This is a genomic window from Microbacterium istanbulense, from assembly GCF_037204145.1.
Classification (GTDB): Bacteria; Actinomycetota; Actinomycetes; order Actinomycetales; family Microbacteriaceae; genus Microbacterium; species Microbacterium istanbulense.
In genome coordinates this window covers 114,061-140,110 of sequence record NZ_JBBDGN010000008.1, presented here as the reverse complement: position 1 = coordinate 140,110, position 26,050 = coordinate 114,061, and the positions used below count along the sequence as shown (strand labels likewise).

The following is a 26,050-nucleotide window of genomic DNA, read 5'->3' as shown; positions in this document are numbered from 1 at the left end:
GGTTTGGTCCTTGGCGCTGTCCTGAGAAGCGGCGGAGTCTTGTTGAAGGGGGCCGGGGGAAAGAGAGGGGCTTTGGGCGTTTCAGGCGGCGCCCGCCGGGGCCTGTCAACGGGACTGACGATCGTGACGCCGCGCCGGGCCGCCCGGTCGGGAGGATCAGGGATGCTGCTCATGGCTTCCGCGCTCGCTTGAGGTGCCCGAGAAGAGCTGCCAGCCCGACGCCGACAGCTCCCGTCGCGAGCACGAACCCGGCTGTGCCCTGGTCGGCAAGAGGATCAGGACCCCAGGTGCGTCCCATCGCTCCGAACCAGTTGGCCGCGATGAGGCCGTTTTGGATGATGACCCATGCGCCTAGGGCAACAGGTGTGAGGATGGCCGATGCGATGACGATCGCCCGCAGAGCCCGAGAACGCGCCCGCCGGGGCGAGACCACTGAGTGCATCAGGATGCTGCCCGCGGCGAGCAGCGCCACGGTACGGAGTTCGTGGGCGAGAGGGTCGACCAGTGTCCACCGGAGAATCCCGGTTGCACTCGCCGCCCACAGCACCATCGCGAACAGGACGGCTGCGACGACGGGATGGGTGAGAAGTGTCATCGGCCGCGACCGGGCGACTACCTGCATCCATTCGCGTACGCCCCTGCTCTGGTCGGTGCGGCTGTTGATCGCCGGCATCGCAAGCGCGAACGGGGCACCCAGCACGAGAAGCAACGGGACGACGGTGGCCAGCAGTGCTCGGCCGATCGCATCCACGCTGTGCAGATAGTCCGCGTACACCGCGATCGGGCCGGAGCTCACCCAGAACAACAGGAGCATCCCCGCAACCCATGAGAGCGTACGCGGGGTGGACCATGACTCGCCGCGTCGCCGGAGACGGTGGACGCCTGCGAGATAGAAGAAGATTCCGAAGCCGGCGACCAGGGTCCACAGCAAATCGATGTCCCAGCCGACGACCCAGCGCCCGATCGTGAGTTCTACCGGAAGGGGGGCTTCGGTGAGGATCTCAGCCGGCGTCGTCAGCGGGGGCGCACTGGTGTCAGCGGGCGCGGGTGTGCGCGCCAGCGCCGCAGCCGCGCCGCTGGCCAACCCCATCACCGCGAACTCGACGGCAATGAAAACCCAGAATGCGCCCCTCTCTCCCACGCCACGATGGATGAATCTCCGTCGGTGAGCGATCCCCAGCCCTCCAAGTGCGGCAAGAGCCAGGACCTTGAGCGCGAGCACGGCACCGTACGCGCTGATCAGGTCCCCCCAACCCGTGATCGAGGTGAGCGCCCGCGCGATGCCGGACACGAACACGACGATGAACGCGACCAGCGCGAGCGTCGAGTACCTTTCGACGACGACCCGCATCCGGGTCTCCTGCAGCCACGGACGCAGGAAGATCAGAGTCACGAGTCCGCCAAGCCACACGGCGGCGCCGATGATGTGCAAGACGAGTGCCATGACTGCGGAGTCATGGTTCGCGAGGCTGCCCGAGTGGCCCTGTGTGGCCATCGGAACCAGGCACATCAGGGACAACGCACCGACAAGCGCCGCAGCGCCCCAGCCACGGAACGCGTATGCGAGCACCGTGATCGTTGCGGCGGCCACCGTGGTGATCAACCACACGCGCCCGAGCTCAGTCTCCAGCAGGAACCGCCCCAACTGCTGACCGAACTCCGCCCCCAACGACACCTGCGGGTTGAACGATGACAGAAAGGTGAGGAACGCGGTGGTTCCGCTACTGACCGTGAGGATAGCCGCTCCGGCCGATGCCAGGTCGAGGGCCGCATCGTACTCCTTCTTTCCTGCACGAAGCGCGAAAAGTGCGAGCACGGCAGAACCGGCCATGACCGCGGCGGACAGGTTCACGAAGAGCTTTGCGGCCGGTAGCCCCCAGCGAACCAGAGCACCTGGATCGCTAGTCATCCGAGGGGCCGCACCGCCTCCGATGATCAAGCCGACAACGAGGGTGAGCATGCCGGCGGCGACCAGGATGGCGGGACCTGCCACCCGCAGGGGCTGCGCATTCACGACAGGCCTTTCGTGACCTCGGACTGCGGCTGCGGGGCTGAGGTCGCGTTCGTATCAGTGTCGGGAGCTGTGCACGCGCCGGACTTGGGCAGCTTCTGCACGGCTGGGGCAAGGGCGTCCAGAACGTTGTCCGCCGAGAGACGAGTGGTATCGACGTACACCTGTGCGGCTGGTTCCCTTCCGTACGTGGTTATGCGCAGGTTTGGGGAGTCCGAGTCGTCGACGATCCAGTCGACCGCACCGATGGTGACGCACTGCAACGTGGTGGGCGCGGGCGGTTCGAGTCCGCAGGTGAAGACGACGGCCGTGGGATCGCCCCACGCGGCCGTAGCTTGCGCGTCCGTAGTTCGGCTCGGAAGATCTCCGATGACATCAGGCAGGCGGACTGTCACGTCCGCACACTCGGGAACGTTGGCATCATCCGCTGGCTGCAAGTCGACGGTCGGCGCGCACCCGACCATAAGCAGGAGAACGCCAACGACGCCGGCGAACATCGCAGTGAGTCGCGGTGAACGCGTGCGTAGGGGCGCAGCGATCCTGGTCGCGGGCTGGGCATCAGGACGGGACATCGAAGTTCTCCAAGTGTGTCATCGGCGCGGCAACGAAACTCTCGTGGGATGCCTGCGAGAGATTCTTGAGCAGTTCAGAAAATCAGGTCCTGGACAGCGCTAGTTGAGCCAGTGACAAACGGAGAACCCGAGACCGTTGGAGGCGACGGGGGAACGGCGCGAGGGTAACCGACCAGAGGTGGGAGTCGAGCGCTCGTCGTTCGGGTTGTGCGCGTCGCGTCCCGATACACCAGACGATGGCGAGCCCCAGCAAGGCGCCGACGAGGCAAAGCACAGAACCGCTGAGGGGCTCTCCCGCGTCGCCGGGCTCCCATGTGCCGACATGTGTCACATGGGCCTCAGGATCGGCCAGTGTCCCAGCCAGCTTCGCGACAGCCGTGGGGTTGCCGGCGCCACTGAGCTCTCCATGGACAGTGGATGCAATTCCGAACGAAAGGAGGACACTCACCGAGAGAGTGATAACGAGCCTCATTATCACTCGGTTCCGGCTCCGGGGCATGTGCTGCCAGGAAGGGAGTTTCGGGACCATTCCCACCAGACTATCTGTGCGAGACTCTTGAAACGGGCGCTACGGGCCTAAGAGCAAGAGGCACGACGAATCCCAATCGAGGGCATGTCTCGAATGCTCACCTGTGATGGATGGATCGATGATGTCGTTTGCCCAGCCTGAGACGAAATCGAACATTGTCGGATGATTCGCTCCCTGTTGGACAGCATCCGACGAGAAGCCCGTGCGCAGTAGTTCGTGAGTTCGAGATCGATCGTCGAAGACGGCAACCGGGGAACCCTTGCGCCCTTCCGCCTCAGCCGTGTGGGTACGCCTCGCCGATCGCGTCCGCTGCGTAGAGAGCATCTCGGTCGCCATGGATGAGCTCGGCGACGTTCAGCTTCGAGCGGTTGTTCGCGAACGACCCCGAGCCCGCCGCGTAGCCGGTTCGCTCCGCGAGCTCGTCGACGCTCAGCGGGTCGGGGAACACCTTGAGTAGCGCGCCCAGCATCGCCGTCTGAGCCTTCGGAAGGCGACTCAACCACCAGTCGACCAGGTCGCGTCCTGTCGGCAACGGCTCATAGCCGCCGTTCGCCTCGAGAGCGTCGTGACCAGCGGATGTGATGCTGATCGCTTGCCCGCCGCCTTCGATGTACCCGCGCGTGCGCAGCCCGGACAGGCTGTTCGCGAACGATCCGGACTTGTGCGCATAGCCAGTGAAGAGCCCGATTTGACGCTGGGAGAGCGTGCCGTGCGTGGCCAGAGCGCTGGCGATAGCCTTCTGCATCTTCGTGAGCTTCTGATCGTCGCCGGCGGGTGGCGTAGGCGACGCCTTGGAGGTTGTCTGCCGGAGCGGAACCGGTGAGGTCCGCTTGTGCGCGGCAGGCGTCCGTCGAGTGACGACTCGCGCGGCGACGGCCTCACCGCGCGATGGAGTCGGTGCGGAGTCGATGGCCGATCGGAGGCGCTGAACCAGCGCCTCACCCGAGGTCATCATGTCCTTCAGCTCTCGGATGAGTCCGCCCGACTCGTTCACCACCAGGTGCTCGAACCGAGAGATCATCGCCTCGAAGTCCCTCCGGTCGGCGTCGGTGATCACCGGCACGGGGATCTCGACGGGGACCTGCTCCGGAGCGGCGACTGCGGACTTCGCGGTGAGCTGCCGCTGCAGTTCCGTGATCTGTCGACGCAACGCCTTCGGATCGTCCGCCTTCGCCCGCTCGATCGTCGCTGCCATCTCCGTTTCGATGGCCCGCAGGTCGATGTCAGCGAGGGTCGCCGGAGGCCGCGGCGATTCACCCACCTTCGGTGTCGTTCCGGCATCGTAGGTACGACGCTCCCGGAACCGGAACTTCACCGGCTCCCCACGCTCGGGCTGCCACAACCAGCACTCGCCTGTCGCGAGCGAGGGGAGGCTGTCGATGATCGTGGACGACTCGCTGTGCGTCTCGATCCACGCCCGGACGGCTGCCCGGTCCTGCGGAGAGACGGTGCGCAGCATGAATAGGTTGTCGACCTGGGTGAGCACGTTCTTGTTCAGGGATGCGCTGCGCTGTGACAGCATCGTGACGCCGATGCCTTTGAACCGTCCGAGCTTCACGAGGCGCTCGAAAGCGCCGACCATCGGTGCGTCGCCCGCATCGACGCGCTGCGGGATGACCTCGTGCGCTTCCTCGATGAGCAGATGCATCGGTTCGCGTTCGGGGCGCCGGTACAGGCGTCCGACGAAGGTGGTCAGGAACTTCCGACGCTCGGCGGTCGAGAACTCTGAGACGTCGAGCACCGCGCTCAGGTTCTTGCCGCGCAGCAGATCAGCGAGATACTCGCCGCTGTCCGGCTCCATCGGCAGGTCACCGTGGAGGCCGCCGAACACCGGGACGGGGAGGCCGCCCCCGGGAGTCCCGTCGGCGCCGGATCGGACGCCCCAGTGATCGCCTTTCGGGTCGATCGAGACGGCAGGCACGCCGACGCCGTAGATCTCCTCGAAGAGGACGATCCCGGCGGTCGTCTTCCCGGATCCCTTCTTCCCGAGGAGCGCATTCGATTCCGTCACGAGGTCGAGGGGGAGCTGCACTCCGCCCAGGTCGAGCGCCCGTGACGTCCGGGCATCGTTCCTGCGCTGCTTCGCGCGGTTCTGAGTCATCGGTCTCCCCTTCGTGGAGCGAGAGTGGGATCCGCGGGCATCATCCCACGGCGGTACATCGGGGGCGCGGGCGGCGTATGCGTGACGCTGGTCGGCGAGGCACACCAGATGGCCAGGAGCGCGTCGGGAAGACCCGCGGAGTAGAAGCCGCCGTAGAAGGTGCGATCGGAGATCACGAATCCTCGATCCTCGAGCTCTGCCCGGTGGATCACCGTCTTGTGGTCGTCATCCATGCCGAGCACGTCGGTGGTCTCCGGATTCGGGACGCTGACGATGACTGCCGGTGCCGTTCGCTGCAGCTCGTCGACGAGTCGCCACGGATCACGCAAATGCTCGATGATCTCCAGCGCGACGGCAAAGTCCACGGAACGCGGCGAGGTCCAGGTCTCCAGGTCTGTTCCGTCGACGCCGAAGTCGACGGGGATGTACCGCCCTCGCCACCGGCCGTCCGTGCGCAGCACCGCATCAAGCTCCGTCCAGCCAGCCCCGATATCGAGGACGGTCTGATTGTGGTTGAGGCCGAGCTCCTGCATGGCGTCGAGCGCAGCGCGATACCGCTCCGCACGCCACTCGAATCGACCTGTCCGCTCAGCCATGTACGAGTCAGCGAGAGCGATGCGGACATCCCGGCTGTCGTCGCGGAAGTGACGGCGCCGAGTCGTGCGGCGCAGCGACGCCTGCTCGGCTGCAACGGGAACGAGAGATGTCATGCCCGCCACATACCCGGTGCCTCCCGTTCGGGGAAGGACCGGGTATGTGGCGGGCATGAAGTTCACAATCGGATTCCTCGCCGGCGGCGCCATCGTCGCTGCCTGGCTGAGGTGGTGGCGGCCCCTCGCCATCGCCTGGTGGGCGCAAGGGCACTGAGGCCGCGTGCGTACTCGTCGACGACCGCCGTCGGCGAATGCGGATATCATCGTGGGCGCCAGAGGGGAGGCGTGCATGAACACGAACGGCAAGCCCGTGACCATCGCTGACCGTCACGCTGCTGAGGCCTTGGCGGAGCAGATTCTTGACCCACGCCGGCTCTTCCCTCTCGTTGTCGTGACAACGCCAGCGGGACGCACCGATCCGTACGTGCCGGCCGCCGAGCTCATCGACGCCATCAGCCACCGGGCCGACGTGGTCGCCGTCACTCAGCAGGCGTCGAACTGGCTCTCCACACGGCTCGAGGAACTCGGACGGTCAGACCTGAACGTGTACGGGGGAGCGACCCGCCTGTACCCGACAGGACCGCTGGATGCAGACTTGGCCCCGATCTTCACCGCCCGCACGGAGGCCGATGGCATTCGGGTCGTCGCCAACGTCTCGAACCGAGTCGGTGGCACTTTCACCACCTCGACTCCGGAGCCCGAAGCGGTGCCCGCACCCACGCCGCAACTCACGGAGAACGACGCGGAGATAGCCCGGCTGAGACTGCAGGTGGAAGGCCTTGCGATGGAGCTCACCGCGGCGCGCCAGCAGATCGAAGGACTCAGCAAGGAGCTGAGCGCGGCCCGGCAGCTCGCCTCGAAGACCCGAAAGCAGCAGCGCACCGCGGATCTCCCGATGAGGCTCGGCCGCTACTTCATCGACACGTGCGAGGACATGCACTACCGAATCACCACCACGTGGGCAGAGCAGATCCCCGCAGAGCAGAAGGTCGAGCTTCCCCTCGCGCCGTTCACCTTCGCGGGGACCTTCGCGGCATCTGTCGAAGAGGTCGCGGGCACTGATCCGGCGCTGCGCGACAAGATCGCACGGGCTTGTGTGCGAGTGCTGACTCGGCAAGATCGAGACGCACACCGACTGGGGCCGGAGCGCGAGGATGGTGCCTCCGCGTGGCGTTCGTACGTCGAGCAGAAGGCCGCGTCGGCGCGGCGCCTTCACTACTGGGCGATGCCCGGCGGGGCAATCGAACTTGCCCGCGTGGTCCTCCACGACGACTACCGAATCTGAGTCTCGGGGTGCCGGGGCAGGCGCGGCCGCACTCACCTTTTACTCACCGAAAACCCCCTCAACCCACGCGAAATAACCCGAATCATGTCGATCCAACACGAAACAACGCGTATCGTTGGCTGAGGTCAACTCACGCGTTCCGCTCCATGAAACCAGGGGCTGATCGGGAGTTTTCTGGTCACTATTCGTTCAGGATGCGGCGCTGTCCGGCGGGGCCGGAGCATGCGGTACAGTAACGGCAGGTTCTTGGTTCGAGTCCAAGCCGGGGAGCCAACAAAGGCCCGGACTTCATCTGAAGTCCGGGCCTTTCCCTTTGCCCCCTTCGACAGGCTCAGGGACCTTCGACGGGCTCAGGACCCTTCGCCAGGCTCAGGGACCCAGCGAGAAGTCCAGCGAGGGTTCGTCGTCGACCGACAGTGAGAGCACAGCGGTCTCGATAGCGGGGTTCTCTTCGAGGTCCTGCTCGATCGCGCGCAACCGTCGGGCGACGTTGTGCTCGGTGGCGTCGCCTGCGAGGTCGACCTCTGCCACGAGGAACAGCCGATTCGGCCCGATGTACTCGAAATGGAGGTAGGTGACCCGTTCGATCTCGGGTCGGGCGAGCAGGGCGCGCCCCGCGCGGGCGCGGATCTCGGGCGAGGCGTTCGCGCCCACGAGGAAGACGATATTGCGTCGCATGAGCATCACCGCGACGATGCCGAGCAGGATGCCGACCAGGATCGACCCCACGGCATCCCAGACGGCTTGTCCCGTGACCTGGTGCAGCGCGATCGAGCCGGCCGCGATCACGAGACCGATGAGGGCGGCGCCATCCTCGAAGAACACCGCCCGGAGGGTGGTGTCGCTGGTGTCGAGAACGTAGTCCCAGGTGTGCGTACCCCGCTCATGTGCGGCAGCACGCGAACGCACCAGCGCCTGGGTGAAGGACACGCCTTCCAGCACGAAGGCGATGCCAAGTACGGCGTAGGCGACGACCGGGTCTTCGACCGGCTCAGCGGCGGTCAGCTGCTGAACACCGTGCATGATCGAGACCACCGAGCCTGCGGCGAAGATGCCGAACGCGGCGACCAACGACCAGACGAACGCCGCGCGACCATAGCCGAGCGGGTGCCGAGCGTCTTTCATCCGGGCGCCGCGGCGGTCGGCGATGAGCAGGAAGACCTCGTTGCCGGCATCCGCCCACGAGTGCACGGCCTCGGCGACCATCGACGCTGACGATGTGAGAACCGCGGCGACCGTCTTCGCAGTCGCGATGAGGATGTTGACGAGGAAGGCGATGAGTACCGTCACGCCGCCCACCGTACTCTGGGTCGCGAGCGCGCAGAAGGCGCCACGACCCAGAGCGCGCGTGTTACTTCTTGCTGCCCTTCAAGGTGCCCGTGGTGGGCCCCGCCGGGTCGGTGACGATGCACTGGATCAGACGGTCGTCCATCTCGTTCCAGGTCTGCTCGGTCGGGCTGAGGTACCAGACGTCGAGCGTCGAGTCATCCCACGCGACTCCGACGAAGTCGGTGAAGCTCTGGCCGTAGCAGACCTCGCCCGCGACCTCGATCGCGGCCTCGTCGTACTCGCCGTCTGCCATCTTGGATTCGAAGAAGACCTCTTCGTCGTGTGGCTCATCGCACGGCACGACCTCGGCCTGCATGATCTCGCCGGTCGTATCGTCGGCCATCTTGCAGTCGCCCAGCTTCAGGCTGAAGATGTCGATGTTGTCCTGCTCCTGGACGTTACCCTGCTCGTCACGGTTGGCGTCGTTGCCGCCGGTGAGTCCCTGAATGAAGCTGCACCCCGACAGTGACACGGTCAGAGCGAGTGCGGCGCCGCTGATCGCGAGCGTGCGTCGAGTACGAATGGTTATTGCGCTGTGTTCCCCTCACATGCCTGGCGGACGGCTTCCGCCACCCGAACCGTACAGAGAGCGGGACTCTCCAAGCAAGTCTGACCTTCAACCTTCGAGGTCGTCGACTCCGGGCATCCAGCTGGTGCTCGTGCGTCCCCACCCGCGCTTGCGTGCGATCTTCTGCGCGGTCTTCCAATCGGAGTCCGACAGGCGATCGACGTACAGGATGCCGTCGAGGTGATCGAACTCGTGCTGCATGATGCGGGCGCGCCAGCCGTCGACCTCGATGCGCACCGGGGCGCCCTCGAGATCGGTGCCCGTCACGAACACCCGCTCGGAGCGCCGCAGCGGGAACCGTTCGCCCGGGAAGGACAGGCATCCTTCCGACTCGAGGTCGGGATCGGGCGAGCCTGGTTCGAGCGGCGCCATCCACAGCACCGGGTTGATGATCTCGCCGCGCCAGGGCTGCTCGTCGTCGTCGACGTAGGAGTACACGTAGATGCGCAGCGCCACACCCACCTGGGGGGCGGCGAGACCCACGCCGGGGGCGACGTCCATGGTCTCGTACATGTCAGCGACGAGGGTGCGGATCTCGTCGGTGACCTCGGTCACCTCATTCGCCGGTGCGTGAAGAACAGGGTCGCCCATGATGCGGATCGGAAGAACAGCCACGCCATCAGCCTAGTCTGCGGGGCTCGCGCGGCCCGTCCGGGTAGGGTCGTACTGTGCATCTTCAGGTGGGGGACATGTCCGACGTGACTGAGCAGCTGCTCGGCGTGTTCGCCAACCCTGGCCTGCTCCTGGGCATCCCCCTGGCCCTCGCCGGCGCCGTGTTCATGTCGCTGGGCGCGCAGTACCAGCACCGCGGTGTCGAGAAGGTCGAGAAGCTCACCGGTACCGAGGGGACGACCGGCCTCAATGGCGCGCAATTGCGGGGGCTGCTGACTCGCCCGTCCTGGGTCATCGGAACCCTCATGCTCGGCTTCGCGATCGTCTGCCAGCTCAGCGCCCTCGCGGTCGCACCGCTCATCGTCGTGCAGCCGCTCGGTGCGGTGGCGCTGGTGATCACCACGCTGCTGAACGCGCGTGTCTCCGGCCACACACCGACGAAGAAGTCGGTCACCTCGATTTTCGCCTGCGTCGGCGGCATTTTCCTGTTCGTCGCACTGGCCGCCCTGTACGCCACCGAGCGTCCGATCAGCGACACCGACCTGTTCGTCATCCTCACGGTGCTGCTCGTGGTCATCATCGTGCTCGGCGCGTTCTGGCTGATCCTGCGGCACCGCATGCGGGCGCTGTTCTACGTGACCGGCGCCGGCATCCTCTACGGCTTTGTCGCGACGCTCGCGAAGGCGGCGATCAAGCGCATCCAGGATCAGAACTTCGACTGGCTCACCCTCGTCTGCGTCATCGCGCTTGTCGCGGCAGCCGCCGTGGGTGCCTACTTCGTGCAGACGGCCTACAGCTCCGGCCCGCCCGACCTCGTCATCGCCGGGCTCACGGTCGTCGATCCGATCGTCGCCGTGCTCATCGGTGCGCTCGTACTTGGCGAGGCATCGGCCGCACCGACCTGGGTGCTCATCATGTTCACGGTCGCCGGCGCGATCGCGATCTGGGGGGTCTTCGGCCTGGCCCGCTACCACCCGCAGATCCTCAGCGAGAGTCAGGAACTCGGCATCCGCCGCGGCAGCACGCCGGATGAGGCCACTACGGGTTCGGCGGGGGAGCGCCCGCAGGACGACCGCCACGGCGGCACGCCGGAGGATCCGACGCGGCACTGACCGCGGCCCGGAGCGGCCCGCACAGGCGAGCCGGCTCCGCGCTCAGTAGTCGCGGTCGATGAGCTCGGGGGCCACCTGCTCGGCGGCAGCCTCATCGACGAAGAAGACCGTGCGCTTGCGGCCCTTCGCACCGGCCGCGGGAACGCTGGCATAGCTCGCGCCCGCGAGGGCGAGACCCAGAGCGGATGCCTTGTCGGCACCGGTCATCACCAGCCACACGCGCTTGGACGAGTTGATCACCGGGCGGGTCAGCGTGACCCGCTCGGACGGCGGCTTGGGGGAGTTGTGCACCGGGAGCGCGGCAGCATCCGTCACTGTCACTTCGACGCGGTCGGGGAACAGCGACGCGATGTGCCCGTCCGGGCCGACCCCGAGGAAGCAGACCGCGAACGAGGGCCAGGGCTGGTCGTCATCGCCGAACCGCGCCAGGTCCGCCGCGTAGCCGGCGGCGGCCTCTTCGAGAGAGACGCCGCTGGAGGGCGTGGCGACCTCGTGGATGTTCTCGGACGGGATGTCGATGTGGTCCAGCAGTGCCTGCCGCGACTGTCGCGAGTTGCGGTCGAGGTCGTCGAGCTCGACGAAGCGCTCGTCGCCCCACCAGAAGTGCACCTTCGACCAGTCGATCTTCTTGGCCCGAGGATGCTCCGCGACGGCGGCCAGCACGGCCCCGCCCATCGATCCGCCGGTCAGCGCGACATGCGCGATGCGTCCATTGCGCGTGCGGGCTCGCACGCGGGTGAGGAATCGGTCGGCCACCCGTTCGGCCAGCGCAGCCGGTGTCGGCTCCACCACGACGGTCTTGACAGCCCCCTGGATTCCGGTCATAACGATCACGCGTCCCTCTCTGGTGGCCCCAGCTGCTCCCACCCGGTAGTGATCACCCGACCGTACAGCACATCGGCGTCGAGCCGACGCAGCTCCTCCGCGAGGCATTCGCGTAGCGTCCGGCGGGGCAGGTGCAGCTCATGGTCGGGCTGGTCCGGCTGCGTGAGGATGGCGACGCCGGGCGCGGGGCGCTCGAGCAGAATGTCGCCGCTGGCGCGTGTCAGACGTACCGACTTGATGCCCTCCTGCCAGTGCTCCGGGTCTTCGTACGACCACCGGACCGGCACGTCCAAGGCCAGTTGCAGCCAGGCGGCGAGCAGGGCCGTCGAGGGAGAGGCGGCGGCGCCACGCACCTCGACGCCAGTCACGGTCTCGTACGGCGGCTGATCCAACACGGCGGCGAGCTGCTCGCGCCAGTGCGTGAGACGCGTCCACGCCAGATCGGTGTCGCCGGGGGCATGCGTGCGGCCGAGCAGAGCGAGACGATCCCGCACATCGGGCGAGGTCGCCGCATCCGTGATGCGGCGCTGCGCAATACGGCCGAGCGGAGACGCGGCGGCGTCCAGAGGGGCCTCCTCTGGCCACCAGGCCACGACGGGCGCGTCGGGGAGCAGCAGGCCGGTCACGAGGCTCTCAGCGTTGCTCGCGGCTGCGCCATAGGCGTGCAGCACGATCACCTCGCTCGCGCCGGCGTCGCCGCCGACGCGGATCTGGGCATCCAGGTGCGGCTCGCCCTCGCTGGTGGTGAGCACGATCACGCGCATGGGGTGCTCGCGGGAGGCGTCGTTGGCGGCGTCGATGGCCGACTCCGCCACGCCGTTGCGAGCGGCGATGATGAGGGTCAGCACGCGTCCGAGAGCGACGGCGCCGCCCTCTTCGCGAACCTTGACCAGCTGCTTGGCGACCTGGCTGACGGTGGTGTCGGGAAGATCGATGATCACGGGCGTCTCCAGACTCGTCCGTCGCGGGCAAGGAGGGCGTCGGCGGATGCCGGCCCCCAGGAACCGGGTGCGTACTGCTCCAGCGGACCGCCCTCGGCCGCCCAGAACCGCTCGACCGGGTCGAGGATCTTCCACGAGAGCTCTACCTCTTCGTGGCGGGGGAACAGCGGCGGGTCGCCCAGCAGCACATCCAGGATCAGGCGCTCGTAGGCCTCAGGGCTCGCCTCGGTGAAGGCATGGCCGTACCCGAAGTCCATGGTCACGTCGCGCACGTTGGTGCCTGAACCCGGAACCTTCGAACCGAAGCGGATCGTCACGCCTTCGTCCGGCTGCACGCGGATGACGAGCGCGTTCTGGCCCAGCTCGGATGTCTGTGCGCGACCGAACAGGTGCTCGGGCGCACGCTTGAACACGACCGCGATCTCCGTCACGCGGCGGCCGAGGCGCTTGCCGGTGCGCAGGTAGAACGGCACGCCCGCCCAGCGGCGCGTGTCGATCTCGAGCTTGACGGCGGCGTAGGTCTCGGTCGTCGAGTCGGGGTTCATGCCCTCTTCATCGAGGAATCCAGTGACCTTCTCGCCACCCTGCCAGCCACCCGCATACTGTCCGCGCGCCGTCGCCAGCGAGAGGTCCTCGGGCAGACGCACCGCCTCGAGCACCTTCTCCTTCTCGGAGCGCAGGTGGTCGGCCGACATGCTGATCGGCTCCTCCATGGCGGTGAGCGCGAGCAGCTGCAGCAGGTGATTCTGGATGACGTCGCGTGCGGCACCGATCCCGTCGTAGTAGCCGGCCCGGCCTCCCACGCCGATGTCCTCGGCCATGGTGATCTGCACGTGGTCGACGTAGTTGCGGTTCCACAGCGGCTCGTACAGCTCGTTGGCGAAGCGCAGCGCAAGGATGTTCTGCACCGTCTCCTTGCCGAGGTAGTGGTCGATGCGGAAGATCGAGTCGGCCGGGAAGGCGACCTCGAGCGCCTTGTTCAATGCACGCGCGGTCTCGAGGTCGCTGCCGAACGGCTTCTCGATCACGACGCGACGCCAGTGCGAGTCGTCATCAGCGTCGTCGCCGACCAGTCCCGACTCCTTGAGGTTCTTCGCCACGACGGGGAAGTCCTTCGGAGGAATCGAGAGGTAGAAGGCGTGGTTGCCCATCGTGCCGCGTTCGGCGTCGAGCTTCTCGACGGTCTCTTTCAGACGCTGGAACGAGTCCGGATCGTCGAAGGTGCCCTGGACGAACCGGATGCCCTGCAGGAGCTGCTGCCAGGTCTCCTCGCGGAACGGCGTGCGCGCGTGCTGCTTGACAGCCTCGTACACGACCTGCGCGAAGTCCTGATCCTCCCACTCGCGCCGGGCGAAGCCCACCAGCGCGAAGCCGGGCGGCAGCAGACCGCGGTTGGCCAGGTCGTACACGGCGGGCATGAGCTTCTTGCGGGACAGGTCGCCCGTGACGCCGAAGATGACCAGCGCGCTGGGGCCGGCGATCCGGTTCAGCCGACGGTCATCGGGGTCACGAAGCGGGTTGTGCCCGCGTGAGATCGGAGCAGTCATCAGAGGGGGATATCTCCTGTTTTCCTGACGGAAGGGTTACTGGGCGGCCTCGAAGAGGGCCAGCACGTCGTCTGCGGAGTCGTTGATCGTGAGCGAGACGACCGGGGCGCCGTGGGCAGCGAGCACAGCCGCGTCGCCGGCTGCCTGCGCCTCGATGAGACGTCCGAAGGTGAACGGGCGTCCGGGAATCTCGAGGTCGACGTCCGTGCGCTCCAGGATCTGCAGGAAGACGCCCTGGCGGGGGCCACCCTTGTGATACTGACCCGTGGAGTGCAGGAAGCGCGGTCCCCACCCGAACGTGGTGGGGCGACCGGAGTCGGCGGCGACCATCTCACGCAGCCCCTGCAACTGGGGCATGTCGAGACGGTTCACGTAGGCCTGAACCGAGACGTAGCCGTCCGGGCCGAGGCGCGACCACAGGGCGTCGAGGGTGCCCTCGATGGTGCCGGATGCGGCGAGAGCGGGGTCGGAGACCCGCACCTCGATGTCGCCCTGCACGAAGGCGGGCGCGGTCACCTCCGGCTGCGCGTCGAGCAGGCCGCGTGCAGCCTCCTTGGCCGATTCGACATCGGGCTGATCGAAGGGGTTCAGATCGAGCAGGTGCCCGGCCACCGCGGTCGCATACTCCCAGAGCAGGAACTGCGCGCCCAGCGTGCCCGAGACGAGGATCTCGCCCTCGTGGCGTTCACGCAGGTGGAACTCGTCGGCATCGTCGACGAGACGCACGATCTGCAGGTCGGCGGGGCGCGAGTCCAGTTCCGGCGAGACCGGCAGCAGGACGATGGGCAGGATGCCGGTGCCGCCCTTGCCGGTGGATTCGGCGATCAGCTGCTCGATCCAGTCGGGAAGCCCCTCGATGTGAGTGCCGTCGCTGACGAGTCCGAGCTTGTCGCGGCGCGGCGGCAGGCCCGTGATGGCGGCGCCCAGACGCAGGGCGGGGTTTTCGGCAGAATCGACGGCGAACTGCAGCACGGAGGCCTCCGCCTCGTCGAGCAGCTCGGCGATGTCAGCGCCGGCGAGACCGCTCGGCACGAGACCGAAGGCGGTCAGCGCGGAGTAGCGTCCACCCACGTTCGGGTCGGCGTTGAAGACCCGGTAGCCGGCTTCGCGGGAGGCCACGTCCAGCGGCGAGCCGGGATCGGTGACGACGACGATGCGCTCGGCCGGGTCGATGCCGAGGTCGCTGAACGCGACCTCGAAGGCACGCCGCTGCGAGTCGGTCTCAAGCGTCGACCCCGACTTCGAGGAGACGACCAACACCGTGCGCTCCAGGCCGCCGTCGAGCGCGGCGAGTACCTGGGCGGGCGCCGTCGAGTCGAGGATGGTCAGGGGCACCCCGGCCGTGGCCGTGATGACCTCGGGGGCCAGCGACGATCCGCCCATGCCCGCGAGCACGACACGGTCCACGCCGCCGGCGCGCAGCTGGTCACGCAGCGCGACGATCTCGGCCACCAACGGGCGCGAGTTCGCCACAGCTTCGACCCAGCCCAGGCGGACCGAGGCCTCGGCCTCAGCGTCCGGACCCCACAGGGTGGGGTCGCCAGCGGTGATCCGGGAGGCGATGAGGCCCGCGACCAGGCCGGGCACCAGTTCGTCGACGGCGCGCTTGGGTTCGCCGGAGACGTGAACCGCGACGGTCATCGTGCCGCTGCCAGGCCTTCTGCGACCTGGGCGAGCAGGTCGTGCCAGGAGTCGATGAACTTCGCGACCCCTTCGTCTTCGAGCACCTGGGTGACGTCGGTGAAGTCGATGCCGACCTCGGCGAGCCCGGCGAAAACAGCACGCGCCTCGTCGTAGCCGCCGGTGATGGTGTCGCCGGTGACGACGCCGTGGTCGAACGTGGCCTCGAGGGTCTTCTCGGGCATCGTGTTCACGACGCCCTGCGCGACGAGCTCGGTCACGTAGAGGGTGTCGGGGAGCGCGGGGTCCTTGACACCGGTCGAGGCCCACAGCGGGCGCTGCAGGTTAGCGCCCGCGGCGAGGAGAGCCTGCGCGCGGTCAGAGGCGAAGCTCTGCTCGAAGAGCTCGTAGGCGAGGCGTGCGTTCGCCAGGCCCGCCTTGCTCTTCAGCGCCAGCGCCTCGGGGGTGCCGATGGCGGTGAGGCGCTTGTCGGTCTCGGTGTCGACGCGCGACACGAAGAAGGATGCGACGGACTCGATCGTCGACAGGTCGATCCCGGCCGCCTGAGCGGTCTCGAGGCCGGTCAGGTAAGCGTCGATGACATCGGCGTAGCGCTCCAGGCTGAAGATCAGCGTCACGTTCACGCTGATGCCTGCGCCGATCGCAGCGGCGATCGCGGGAAGACCCGCCTTGGTGGCCGGGATCTTCACGAGCAGGTTCGGGCGGTCGATCCTCGCCCACAGCTCCTTGGCCTGTGCGACGGTGCCGTCGGTGTCGTGGGCGAGATCGGGGGAGACCTCGATGGACACGCGACCGTCGACGTGACCGGTGGCCTCCCACACGGGGCGGAAGACATCGAGGGCGGCGGCGACGTCCTGCGTGGTGGCCGCGAACACGGCCTCCTCAGCGGTCGCACCGGACTGCGCCAGCTCGGCGACCTGTGCGTCGTACGACGTGTCGTTCTTGTCGGTGATCGCGTTGGCGAAGATCGTCGGGTTGGTGGTGACTCCGGTCACGTTGCGGGTCTCGATGAGGTCCTGCAGGTTGCCGGAGGAGATGCGGGTGCGGGAGAGGTCGTCGAGCCAGATGCTGACGCCGGCCTCGGCGAGCTGGGCGGTGGGGGTGCTCATGCGTTCTCCTTGATGGTCTCGCGTGCCGCCTCGACGACGGCCTCGGCGGTGATGCCGAACTTCTCGAACAGGGTCGTGTAGTCGGCGGAGGCGCCGAAGTGGTCGATGCCGACGGAGCGGCCGCGGTCGCCGACGATACCGCGCCAGCTGAGCACGGAACCCGCCTCGACCGAGACACGGGCAGTGACGGATGCCGGCAGCACGGATTCGCGGTAGTCGGCGTCCTGCTCGGCGAACCACTCCAGCGAGGGGGCCGAAACGACGCGGGCGTTGATGCCTTCGGCCGCGAGGGTCTCCCGGGCCGCGACGGCCAGCTGCACCTCGGAGCCCGTGGCGATGATGATCACGTCCGGTGTGCCGCCGGGTGCTTCGGCGAGCACGTAGGCGCCCTTGACGGCGTTGTGTGCCGACGCGAACGTGTCGCCGGATGCCCCACCGTCGCCGCGCTCGAACACGGGGATGTTCTGGCGGGTCAGCGCGATGCCGGCCGGTCCCTCGTGGCGACGCAGCAGCTCGAGCCAGGCGACCGAGGTCTCGTTCGCGTCTGCGGGGCGCACCACGGTGAAGTTCGGGATCGCGCGGAGCGTGGCGAGCTGCTCGATGGGCTGGTGGGTGGGGCCGTCCTCGCCAAGGGCGACGGAGTCGTGCGTCCAGACGAAGAGGCTGGGCACGTTCATCAGCGCGGCCAGACGCACCGGCGGGCGCATGTAGTCGCTGAAGATGAGGAACGTGCCGCCGAACGGACGGGTCGGACCGTGCAGCACGATGCCGTTGATGATCGCGCCCATGGCGTGCTCACGGATGCCGAAGTGCAGCACCCGGCCGTACGGGTTGCCCGACCATTCGTGGGTCGACCACTGGGCCGGGATGAACGAGGGCGCACCCTTGATGGTGGTCAGGTTCGATTCGGCCAGGTCGGCCGAACCGCCCCACAGCTCGGGCAGCTCGGCGGCAAGAGCGTTGATGACCTGACCGGACGCGGCACGGGTCGAGACATCCTTGCCGGCCTCGAACACCGGCAGCGCACCGGTGATGTCTGCGGGCAGCTCGTGCGCCTCCAGACGGTCCAGCAGCGCCTTACGCTCCGGGTTCGCTGCCGCCCACGCGTCGAACGACGCCTGCCAGTCGGCCCGCTCAGCCGCGGCACGATCCTTCAGCGCACGCGTGTGCTCGATGACCTCGTCGGCGACGGCGAAGTGCTGTTCGGGGTCGAAACCCAGCACCTTCTTCGTGGCGGCGAGCTCGTCGGCGCCCAGCGCCGAACCGTGGATCTTGCCGGAGTTCTGCTTGCCGGGCGAGGGCCAGCCGATGATCGTCTTCAGAATGATCAGCGACGGCTTGTCGGTCTCGCCCTTCGCGGCCTCGATCGCGGCGTACAGCTCGGCGACGTCTTCGACGTACTGGCCGGTCTTCTTCCAGTCCACGACCTGCACCTGCCAGCCGTACGACTCGTACCGCTTCGCGACGTCCTCCGTGAAGGCGACGTTCGTGTCGTCCTCGATCGAGATCTGGTTCGAGTCATAGATCGCGATGAGGTTGCCCAGCTGCTGGTGCCCCGCGAGCGACGAGGCCTCGCTGGTCACACCCTCCTGCAGGTCGCCATCGCCGGCGATGACGTAGATGAAGTGGTCGAACGGGCTCGTGCCCGCCGCGGCATCCGGGTCGAACAGTCCACGCTCGTACCGTGCGGCGTACGCGAAACCAACGGCCGAGGCCAGGCCCTGGCCCAGCGGGCCCGTCGTGATCTCCACACCCTTGGTGTGCCCGTACTCGGGGTGTCCCGGGGTCTTCGAACCCCACGTGCGCAGCGCCTTCAGGTCATCCAGCTCGAGCCCGAACCCACCCAGGTACAGCTGCACATACTGCGTCAAAGAGGAATGACCGGCAGAAAGGATGAAACGGTCCCGGCCCAGCCAGTCGGTGTCGGTCGGATCGTGGCGCAGCACGCGCTGGTACAGCAGATACGCGGCCGGAGCCAGGCTCATCGCCGTACCCGGGTGGCCGTTACCGACCTTCTCCACGGCATCCGCGGCCAGGATCCGCGCGGTGTCCACCGCTTTCCGATCGATCTCATTCCACTGCAGGTCCGACACGCTCATGCTCCTTCTGACACTGACGAAGGCGCCCGTATTCCTTGCGCGAATCCGCCTCGTCACGGAAAGGGTTTGCACGGCGCCGGGCGCTCGAGTGTTCTCAGCATAGCGGGGGCTGATTTCGGGCCGAGCCCAGATGTCACGTGGCGACGCGAAGCCCGCGCGGACGGTCGGGCGCGTCGCGTGCCATAGACTGAAATGAGGTGTCGGAGCACGTGCAGAAGGAGGCGATCGCGATCTCGACGATGTCGCAGTCCAGCGAAGTGAAGCACTCGTTCGGACAGAAGATCCGCGGCTACGTGGCCCTGACCAAGCCTCGGGTGCTTGAGCTGCTGCTCGTCTCGACGGTTCCGGTGATGTTCCTCGCCGCGAAGGGCCTGCCCAACCTGTGGCTCGTGCTGGCCACGGTGCTCGGCGGCGCGATGAGCGCGGCCTCGGCGGCGTCGTTCAACATGTACCTCGATCGAGATATCGACGTGCACATGAAGCGCACCGAGAACCGCCCGCTCGTGACTGGTGAGGTCTCTGCGCGCGGCGCCCTCATCTTCTCGTGGGTGCTCGCGATCGTCTCGACGGTCTGGCTGTGGCTGACCACGAACTGGCTGGCCGCCACGCTGTCGGCCGGCGCCATCTTCTTCTATGTGGTCATCTACACGATGATCCTCAAGCGCCGCACCGAGCAGAACATCATCTGGGGTGGCATCGCCGGATGCTTCCCCGTGCTCATCGGCTGGACCGCGGTGACCGGGTCGCTCGACTGGCCGCCGATGGTGCTCTTCCTGCTCGTCTTCCTCTGGACGCCGCCGCACTACTGGCCGCTGTCGATGAAGTACAAAGACGACTACAACGACGTCGACGTGCCGATGCTCGGAGTCACCCGCTCGGCGTCGCAGGTCGGCCTGCAGGTCATCCTCTATGCCTGGGCCACTGTGGCCTGCTCGCTGCTGCTGATCCCGATCGCCGGGATGGGACTCGTCTACACCGTGTCGGCGCTGGTCTTCGGCGGCTGGTTCATCTACGAGTCGCACCGCCTGTACAACCGTGCCGTGCACGGCACCGAGGCTCGCCCCATGCGGGTGTTCCATGCATCGATCACGTACCTGACGTTGATCTTCCTGGCCGTCGCGGTCGATCCGCTGCTGCCGTTCTGACGTCAGACGCCTGAGAAGGCGAAGAGCCGGTCGGGATCGCCCCCGACCGGCTCTCGTCGTCTCTGCTTCGGCGGCGTGTCAGCCGACCGGAAGGGCGTGGGTTCGGGCGGACTCGGCATCCTCGACGTCGGTGCTTTCGACGCTCTCGACGTCCTCGACGTCCTCGACGCTCTCAGCGCTCGCGTCGGCCTCGGCCGCCTCGTCGGCGGGCGTGGTGTCCGCAGGGGCAGCGGTTTCGTCCGAGGTGGCTGCGGGCTGCGCCTGGAGCAGGCTGACCGCGACCGTGAGCATCCCACCCAGGAGGCCGGCGCCGACGAGCACAGCGCCGACCACGACGAGCGACTGGCCGACGTAGACGTCGGCCGCGGTCGCGGTGCCGTCGAGCAGGCCGGTGTTCATGCTGCCCAGCTGACCGATGATGAGCGATCCGCCGAGGGCGAGGGAGAGGACGGAGACGAAGGCAAGGAACCAGAAGCCGATGCGGCGGGAGAGGGAAACGTTCATGACGCCTACTGTGACGGGCGCAATGAGGAGAATCTGATGCGCGGCCTATGGATTGGCCGAGCCGTGCTCAGGCTGCGGCGTCGCGCGCGTCACTCGTCGACTGGGCGTACGGCGACGCGACGGGCCGCTTCAGGCGCAGCACGACCACCGTGTAGGCCGCAGCGGCGAGTGAGGCGAGCACCATGTGGATGCCCACCAGCACCGGCGGCAGTCCCTCTCGGGCTTGCCAGACACCGACAGCCACCTGCACGATGACCACCAGCGCGAGGGCCAGCAGCCAGCGGCGCGGCTCGAGCCGCAGCACCCACGCCGCCACCGCGAGCACCGCCACCAGGGTGGCCAGCACGTACCCCGGCCACGAGTGCACGTGCGCCATGATCGTGGCGTCGAAGCCGTCGCGCAGCACGTTGGCGTCACCGGAGTGCGGCCCGGAGCCCGTGGTGAGCACACCGGCCACGATCGTCATGGCCAGTGCAAGCCCGGTCACATGCGTGAGGATCGCGAACCACCGCGGGACGACACGTTCGCGCGGCCCCGGCACGGTGTGCATCCGCACGAGGAATGCCGCCGTCACGCAGACCAGCAGCAGCGATGCGGTGTAGTGGAACCCGACGATGAACGGGTTCAGTCCGGTGAGCACGGTGATGCCGCCGACAAACGCCTGCGCGATCACGCCGACCAGGGTGATCCATGCCAGAGCCGGCAGATCTTTGCGGCCAGGTAGGGAGCGCACGGACTGCACTCCAGCGAAGATCACGCACAGCAGCAGCACGGCGGAGAAGAATACGAACGCGGGCAGCCCTGCGATCGATGCGATGCCGAACGCGACGGCGCCGGCGACGATACCCGCGAGAGCGAACCACAGAGCCTGGGTGACAGAGCGGCGGCCACCGACCGCGTGCAGCGTGAACAGCAGCACGGCGATCGCGAGCAGGCCGACGAGCCCCGTCATGGTGCGGTTGCCGAACTCGATCACGCCGTGGATGCCCTGATCGGCGAAGATCGGCACCAGCGATTCGGGGGTGCACAGCGGCCACTCCGAGCAGCCCAGTCCTGAGCCGGTCAGTCGCACGGCGCCACCGGTGCCGATGATGATCACCTCGGCGAGGAACGACAACCAGGCCAACACGCGGATGCGACGATCGATGCTCGTCGGCATCCAGCCCCAAGACCGTGACGCCGTGCTGGCGTCCGCGGTGGGGTGGGAGGTGGTGGTCGTCTCGGGCATGGGGCCTCCGGGCCGCGACGGACGAGGCGGGGCGGGCCCGTCTGTCAGGCGGAACCTGTAGAATCGGATTGTTGCGATGTGCGCTGACCGCGCAGGAGCATCGTGAACAGTTTAGGCGCGATGAGAGCGCCGAAGTTGAGGGCCCACCAACGGCACCCCTTTCCCGCAGACTCGACGGGGATCAGGTGTGTCGGGGCGGATGACACCGTTGAGGCCTGTGAGGAGAGTGTGATGTCGGATGTGCTGATCGACCGCCCGGAGCTCGAAGGGCTGGGGGTGTACGAGTTCGGCTGGCACGACCCCGATGCCGCCGGAGCAAGCGCGAAGCGCGGTCTCTCTGAAGCCGTCGTGCGCGACATCTCTGCGCTCAAGAGTGAGCCGGAGTGGATGCTGAAGACCCGTCTGAAGGGTCTGTCGCTGTTCGGCCGTAAGCCGATGCCCACCTGGGGCGCCGACCTCAGTGAGATCGACTTCGACAACATCAAGTACTTCGTGCGCTCGACGGAGAAGCAGGCGCAGTCCTGGGAGGACCTGCCCGCTGACATCCGTGAGACGTATGAGCGCCTCGGCATTCCCGAGGCCGAGCGTCAGCGGCTCGTCGCCGGCGTCGCCGCGCAGTACGAGTCCGAGGTCGTCTACCACCAGATCCGTGAGGACCTGGAGGAGCAGGGTGTCATCTTCATGGACACCGACACGGCGCTGCGCGAGCACCCCGAGTTCTTCGAGGAGTACTTCGGCACCGTCATCCCGGCTGGCGACAACAAGTTCGCCGCGTTGAACACGGCCGTGTGGTCGGGTGGATCGTTCGTGTACGTGCCCAAGGGCGTGCACGTCGAGATCCCGCTGCAGGCGTACTTCCGGATCAACACCGAGAACATGGGCCAGTTCGAGCGCACGCTGATCATCGCCGATGAGGGCAGCTACGTGCACTACATCGAGGGCTGCACGGCGCCGATCTACAAGAGCGACTCGCTGCACTCGGCCGTCGTCGAGATCATCGTGAAGAAGAACGCCCGCGTGCGGTACACGACGATCCAGAACTGGTCGAACAACGTCTACAACCTGGTCACCAAGCGTGCCGTCGCGCACGAGGGCGCGACCATGGAGTGGGTCGACGGAAACATCGGCTCCAAGGTGACGATGAAGTATCCGTCGATCTACCTCATGGGCGAGCACGCCAAGGGTGAGACGCTCTCGGTCGCGTTCGCCGGCCCCGGGCAGCATCAGGATGCCGGCGCCAAGATGATCCACATGGCTCCGTACACGCAGTCGTCGATCGTCTCGAAGTCGATCGCCCGTGGCGGCGGCCGCGCCGGCTACCGCGGCGAGGTGCGAGTGGATGCCAACGCGCACCACTCCGCCAACACGGTGCGCTGCGATGCGCTGCTCGTGGACACCGAGTCGCGCTCCGACACCTACCCTGCCATCGACATCCGCGTCGATGACGTGCAGCTCGGACACGAGGCCACGGTCTCGAAGGTCAGCGAGGAGCAGCTGTTCTACCTGCAGTCCCGCGGCATGCCCGAGGACGAGGCGATGGCGATGATCGTGCGCGGCTTCATCGAGCCGATCGCACGCGAGCTGCCGATGGAGTACGCGATGGAGCTCAACAAGCTCATCGAGATGGGCATGGAAGGATCGGTCGGCTGAGCATGACGACTGCATACACCGAGGTCGAGCCTGCCTTCGTGCCGGTTCAGACGCGTTCTGAGCGGCCGCACTCGTTCGACCCTGACGACTTCGGCGCGCCCACGGGCCGCGAGGTCAACTGGAAGCACACGCCGGTCGCGCAGCTGACGCCGCTGTTCGAGACCGCGTCTGGTGCGAACGGGGTCTCCGTGACGGCCAGCGCGCCGCAGTACCTCGCGGACGCACTGGAGTTCGGTGCAGCACCGCGGGGCGAATTCTTCCGCCCTGAAGACGTGATCTCCGCTGTCGCCTGGCAGGGTGCCGCACAAGCTCTGCACGTGCGCATCCCCGCCGAAGACGAGGTCGCCGAGCCGATCGTTCTGACCCTCACGGGTCAGGGAGCCGATCTCCGTGCCGATGCGCATCTGGTCATCGAGGCCGAGGCGCACAGCTCCGCCACCGTGGTGCTTCGTCACGAAGGCGCGGCCCAGTACGCGCAGAACGTCGAGATCATCGTCCGTGACGGCGCCAAGCTCACCGTGGTCTCGGTGCAGCAGTGGCAGGATGACGCGGTGCACGCGGCATCCCACCAGGCACGTGTCGACCGCGACGCAGAGCTCACCCACATCGTCGTCAGCTTCGGCGGCGCCCTCGTGCGGGTGAACCCCAACGTCGAGCTCGCCGGAGCGGGATCGCAGGCTCGCCTGTACGGCCTGTCCTACGCCGATGCCGGGCAGCACCTGGAGAGTCAGGTCTACCTGCACCACAAGGGCGCACACACCACCGGCGACGTGCTGTACAAGGGAGCGCTGCAGGGCGCGGGCGCGCACAGCGTCTGGATCGGCGACGTTCTCATCGGCGCCGACGCGACCGGTACCGACTCCTACGAGGCCAACCGCAACCTGGTGCTCACCGAGGGCGCGCGCGCCGACTCGATTCCGAACCTCGAGATCGAGACCGGCGACATCGTCGGTGCCGGCCACGCCAGCGCCACCGGTCGCTTCGACGACGAGCAGTTGTTCTACCTGCAGGCCCGCGGTATCGACGAAGAGCAGGCTCGTCGCCTGGTCGTGCTCGGATTCCTGGGGGACATCGTGCAGCGCATCGGCATCCCGTCCCTGCAGGACGAGCTGCTCGAGGCCATCGAGGCCGAGCTGGCGGAGGTGCAGGCATGACCGCCCAGCGCGCCTGCGCCGTGAGCGACCTCGAGCAGGACACGCCGCTGCGTGTCGAGCTCGACGGCGTGCCGATGGCCCTGGTGCTCGACTCCGACGGCGAGATCCACGCGATCGGCGACACCTGCACGCACGGCGACATCTCACTGTCCGAAGGCTTCGTCGAAGGCAAGACGCTGGAGTGCTGGGCCCACGGCTCGGCGTTCTCGCTCTGCGACGGCAAGCCCCTCAATCTCCCCGCTTACGAGCCCGTCCCGGTCTATGTCGTCCAGATCGACGGCGATGACGTGCTCATCGATCCCACTGTGATTAAGGAAGTCTGAATGTCTGTTCTCGAGATCCGCGACCTGCATGTGACGGTCGAGACCGAAGAGGGCACCACCCCGATCCTCAACGGCATCGACCTCACCATCCGCACCGGTGAGACGCACGCCATCATGGGACCCAACGGTTCCGGCAAGTCGACCCTGGCGTACACCATCGCCGGGCACCCGAAGTACACCGTCACCCAGGGCTCGATCACCTTCGACGGTGAGGACGTGCTCGAGATGAGCGTCGACGAGCGCGCTCGCGCAGGTCTGTTCCTCGCCATGCAGTACCCCGTGGAGATCCCCGGTGTCACGGTGACGAATTTCCTGCGCACCGCCAAGACCGCACTCGACGGTGAGGCTCCGGCCATCCGCCAGTGGACCAAGGACGTCAAGGGCGCCATGGCCAACCTGCGCATGGACCCGAAGTTCGCGCAGCGCAACGTCAACGAGGGCTTCTCCGGTGGTGAGAAGAAGCGTCACGAGATCCTCCAGCTCGAGGTGCTCAAGCCCAAGCTCGCCGTGCTCGACGAGACCGACTCCGGTCTCGACGTCGATGCGCTGAAGATCGTCTCCGAGGGCGTCAACCGCGCCAAGGAGGAGACGAACCTCGGCGTGCTGCTGATCACGCACTACACCCGCATCCTGCGCTACATCCGCCCCGACTTCGTGCACGTCGTCGTGGCGGGCAAGATCGTCGAGGAGGGCGGCCCGGAGCTGGCCGACCGTCTCGAGGACGAGGGGTACGACCGATTCCTCGACCCCGCGGCGCCCATCGAAGCGTAGGCTGAGATTATGACGGCGACGCTCACCGAGGAGAAGTACGACGAGGTCACCGAGGCTCTGAAGGACGTCATGGACCCGGAGCTCGGGGTCAACGTCGTGGACCTCGGCCTCATCTACGATCTCGCGTGGGATGACGAGAACGATGCTCTCATCATCCACATGACGCTCACCAGCGCCGGCTGCCCGCTCACCGATGTGCTCGAGGAGCAGACCGCGCAGGCGTTGGACAAGGTGGTCGACCGGTTCCGCATCAACTGGGTGTGGATGCCGCCGTGGGGCCCGGAGCGGATCACTGACGACGGGCGCGACATGATGCGCGCGCTCGGCTTCGCGATCTGATC

23 protein-coding genes are annotated in these 26,050 nt (G+C 67.2%); 8 read left to right on the top strand and 15 right to left on the bottom strand.

Translation table 11 applies throughout. The features are described 5' to 3' along the window. Positions 1-169: 169 nt before the first annotated feature. From WDU93_RS10045 to WDU93_RS10030, 4 genes are all read right to left on the bottom strand, one after another. A complete protein-coding gene (locus WDU93_RS10045) occupies positions 170-2,014 on the bottom strand; it encodes a bifunctional copper resistance protein CopD/cytochrome c oxidase assembly protein (RefSeq protein ID WP_259977649.1) in 1,845 nt (614 codons plus the stop codon). Continuing rightward, entirely contained in the window at positions 2,011-2,508 is a 498-nt protein-coding gene (locus WDU93_RS10040) for a DUF3515 domain-containing protein (protein ID WP_259977648.1), read from the bottom strand. The genes WDU93_RS10045 and WDU93_RS10040 overlap by 4 nt, the downstream gene beginning before the upstream one ends. Before the next feature lie 878 nt (positions 2,509-3,386). Then, on the bottom strand, positions 3,387-5,213 hold the full coding sequence (locus WDU93_RS10035) for an ATP-binding protein (protein ID WP_337320169.1): 1,827 nt from the start codon (positions 5,211-5,213) through the stop codon (positions 3,387-3,389). Further along, the gene (locus WDU93_RS10030) at positions 5,210-5,923 is read right to left on the bottom strand and encodes a class I SAM-dependent methyltransferase (RefSeq protein ID WP_337320166.1); all 714 of its coding nucleotides are present in this window, start codon (positions 5,921-5,923) and stop codon (positions 5,210-5,212) included. The genes WDU93_RS10035 and WDU93_RS10030 overlap by 4 nt, the downstream gene beginning before the upstream one ends. A 232-nt stretch (positions 5,924-6,155) precedes the next feature. Between WDU93_RS10030 and WDU93_RS10025 the strand changes: the two genes are divergently transcribed. Next, positions 6,156-7,151, top strand: coding sequence for a hypothetical protein (locus WDU93_RS10025; protein WP_337320163.1), 996 nt, complete (start codon positions 6,156-6,158; stop codon positions 7,149-7,151). 369 nt (positions 7,152-7,520) lie between these two features. On the opposite strand, the gene WDU93_RS10020 is transcribed toward WDU93_RS10025, so the two are convergent. The 3 genes from WDU93_RS10020 to def form a co-directional block, all read right to left on the bottom strand. Then, positions 7,521-8,441, bottom strand: coding sequence for a cation diffusion facilitator family transporter (locus tag WDU93_RS10020; protein WP_337320161.1), 921 nt, complete (start codon positions 8,439-8,441; stop codon positions 7,521-7,523). 61 nt (positions 8,442-8,502) lie between these two features. After that, entirely contained in the window at positions 8,503-8,952 is a 450-nt protein-coding gene (locus tag WDU93_RS10015; RefSeq protein WP_337320159.1) for a septum formation family protein, read from the bottom strand. 144 nt (positions 8,953-9,096) lie between these two features. Next, positions 9,097-9,663 carry a peptide deformylase gene (def, locus tag WDU93_RS10010; protein WP_337320157.1) on the bottom strand — a complete coding sequence of 189 codons (567 nt, stop codon included), beginning with the start codon at positions 9,661-9,663 and terminating at the stop codon, positions 9,097-9,099. Positions 9,664-9,737: 74 nt separating this feature from the next. On the opposite strand from def, the gene WDU93_RS10005 reads away from it, so the two are divergent. Further along, entirely contained in the window at positions 9,738-10,772 is a 1,035-nt protein-coding gene (locus tag WDU93_RS10005) for a DMT family protein (protein ID WP_337320155.1), read from the top strand. A 42-nt stretch (positions 10,773-10,814) separates the two neighbouring features. On the opposite strand, the gene pgl is transcribed toward WDU93_RS10005, so the two are convergent. The 6 genes from pgl to tkt are packed head-to-tail and all read right to left on the bottom strand — an operon-like array spanning position 10,815 to position 18,934. Further along, entirely contained in the window at positions 10,815-11,597 is a 783-nt protein-coding gene (gene pgl, locus WDU93_RS10000) for a 6-phosphogluconolactonase (RefSeq protein WP_337320153.1), read from the bottom strand. Positions 11,598-11,602: 5 nt separating this feature from the next. Further along, positions 11,603-12,538 carry a glucose-6-phosphate dehydrogenase assembly protein OpcA gene (locus WDU93_RS09995; RefSeq protein WP_337320150.1) on the bottom strand — a complete coding sequence of 312 codons (936 nt, stop codon included), beginning with the start codon at positions 12,536-12,538 and terminating at the stop codon, positions 11,603-11,605. Next, the gene (gene zwf, locus WDU93_RS09990; RefSeq protein ID WP_337320147.1) at positions 12,535-14,085 is read right to left on the bottom strand and encodes a glucose-6-phosphate dehydrogenase; all 1,551 of its coding nucleotides are present in this window, start codon (positions 14,083-14,085) and stop codon (positions 12,535-12,537) included. The genes WDU93_RS09995 and zwf overlap by 4 nt, the downstream gene beginning before the upstream one ends. Positions 14,086-14,121: 36 nt before the next feature. Continuing rightward, positions 14,122-15,726, bottom strand: coding sequence for a glucose-6-phosphate isomerase (locus WDU93_RS09985; protein ID WP_337320145.1), 1,605 nt, complete (start codon positions 15,724-15,726; stop codon positions 14,122-14,124). Beyond that, on the bottom strand, positions 15,723-16,835 hold the full coding sequence (gene tal, locus WDU93_RS09980; protein WP_337320143.1) for a transaldolase: 1,113 nt from the start codon (positions 16,833-16,835) through the stop codon (positions 15,723-15,725). The genes WDU93_RS09985 and tal overlap by 4 nt, the downstream gene beginning before the upstream one ends. Further along, on the bottom strand, positions 16,832-18,934 hold the full coding sequence (gene tkt, locus WDU93_RS09975; RefSeq protein ID WP_420064062.1) for a transketolase: 2,103 nt from the start codon (positions 18,932-18,934) through the stop codon (positions 16,832-16,834). The genes tal and tkt overlap by 4 nt, the downstream gene beginning before the upstream one ends. A gap of 239 nt (positions 18,935-19,173) precedes the next feature. Here tkt and WDU93_RS09970 point away from each other — a divergent pair, with 239 nt between their 5' ends. After that, on the top strand, positions 19,174-20,079 hold the full coding sequence (locus WDU93_RS09970) for a heme o synthase (protein WP_337320206.1): 906 nt from the start codon (positions 19,174-19,176) through the stop codon (positions 20,077-20,079). Positions 20,080-20,157: 78 nt separating this feature from the next. Here the strand turns inward: WDU93_RS09970 and WDU93_RS09965 are convergent, their stop codons facing one another. Both WDU93_RS09965 and WDU93_RS09960 read right to left on the bottom strand, forming a co-directional pair. Then, on the bottom strand, positions 20,158-20,583 hold the full coding sequence (locus WDU93_RS09965; RefSeq protein WP_337320140.1) for a hypothetical protein: 426 nt from the start codon (positions 20,581-20,583) through the stop codon (positions 20,158-20,160). A 67-nt stretch (positions 20,584-20,650) separates the two neighbouring features. Then, on the bottom strand, positions 20,651-21,811 hold the full coding sequence (locus tag WDU93_RS09960) for a COX15/CtaA family protein (RefSeq protein ID WP_337320138.1): 1,161 nt from the start codon (positions 21,809-21,811) through the stop codon (positions 20,651-20,653). A gap of 231 nt (positions 21,812-22,042) precedes the next feature. Between WDU93_RS09960 and sufB the strand changes: the two genes are divergently transcribed. From sufB to WDU93_RS09935, 5 genes are read left to right on the top strand one after another with little or no spacing between them, the layout of a single operon-like run. Beyond that, positions 22,043-23,461 (top strand): Fe-S cluster assembly protein SufB, encoded by a 1,419-nt coding sequence (gene sufB, locus WDU93_RS09955; protein ID WP_337320136.1) that lies wholly within the window; start codon positions 22,043-22,045, stop codon positions 23,459-23,461. A 2-nt stretch (positions 23,462-23,463) separates the two neighbouring features. Next, positions 23,464-24,615 carry a Fe-S cluster assembly protein SufD gene (gene sufD, locus WDU93_RS09950; RefSeq protein WP_337320133.1) on the top strand — a complete coding sequence of 384 codons (1,152 nt, stop codon included), beginning with the start codon at positions 23,464-23,466 and terminating at the stop codon, positions 24,613-24,615. Beyond that, a complete protein-coding gene (locus tag WDU93_RS09945) occupies positions 24,612-24,938 on the top strand; it encodes a non-heme iron oxygenase ferredoxin subunit (protein ID WP_337320130.1) in 327 nt (108 codons plus the stop codon). The genes sufD and WDU93_RS09945 overlap by 4 nt, the downstream gene beginning before the upstream one ends. After that, complete coding sequence (sufC, locus tag WDU93_RS09940; protein ID WP_337320127.1) at positions 24,939-25,709, top strand: Fe-S cluster assembly ATPase SufC; 771 nt, start codon at positions 24,939-24,941, stop codon at positions 25,707-25,709. 9 nt (positions 25,710-25,718) lie between these two features. Continuing rightward, positions 25,719-26,048 carry a metal-sulfur cluster assembly factor gene (locus WDU93_RS09935; RefSeq protein WP_337320126.1) on the top strand — a complete coding sequence of 110 codons (330 nt, stop codon included), beginning with the start codon at positions 25,719-25,721 and terminating at the stop codon, positions 26,046-26,048. The last annotated feature ends 2 nt before the right edge of the window (positions 26,049-26,050 follow it).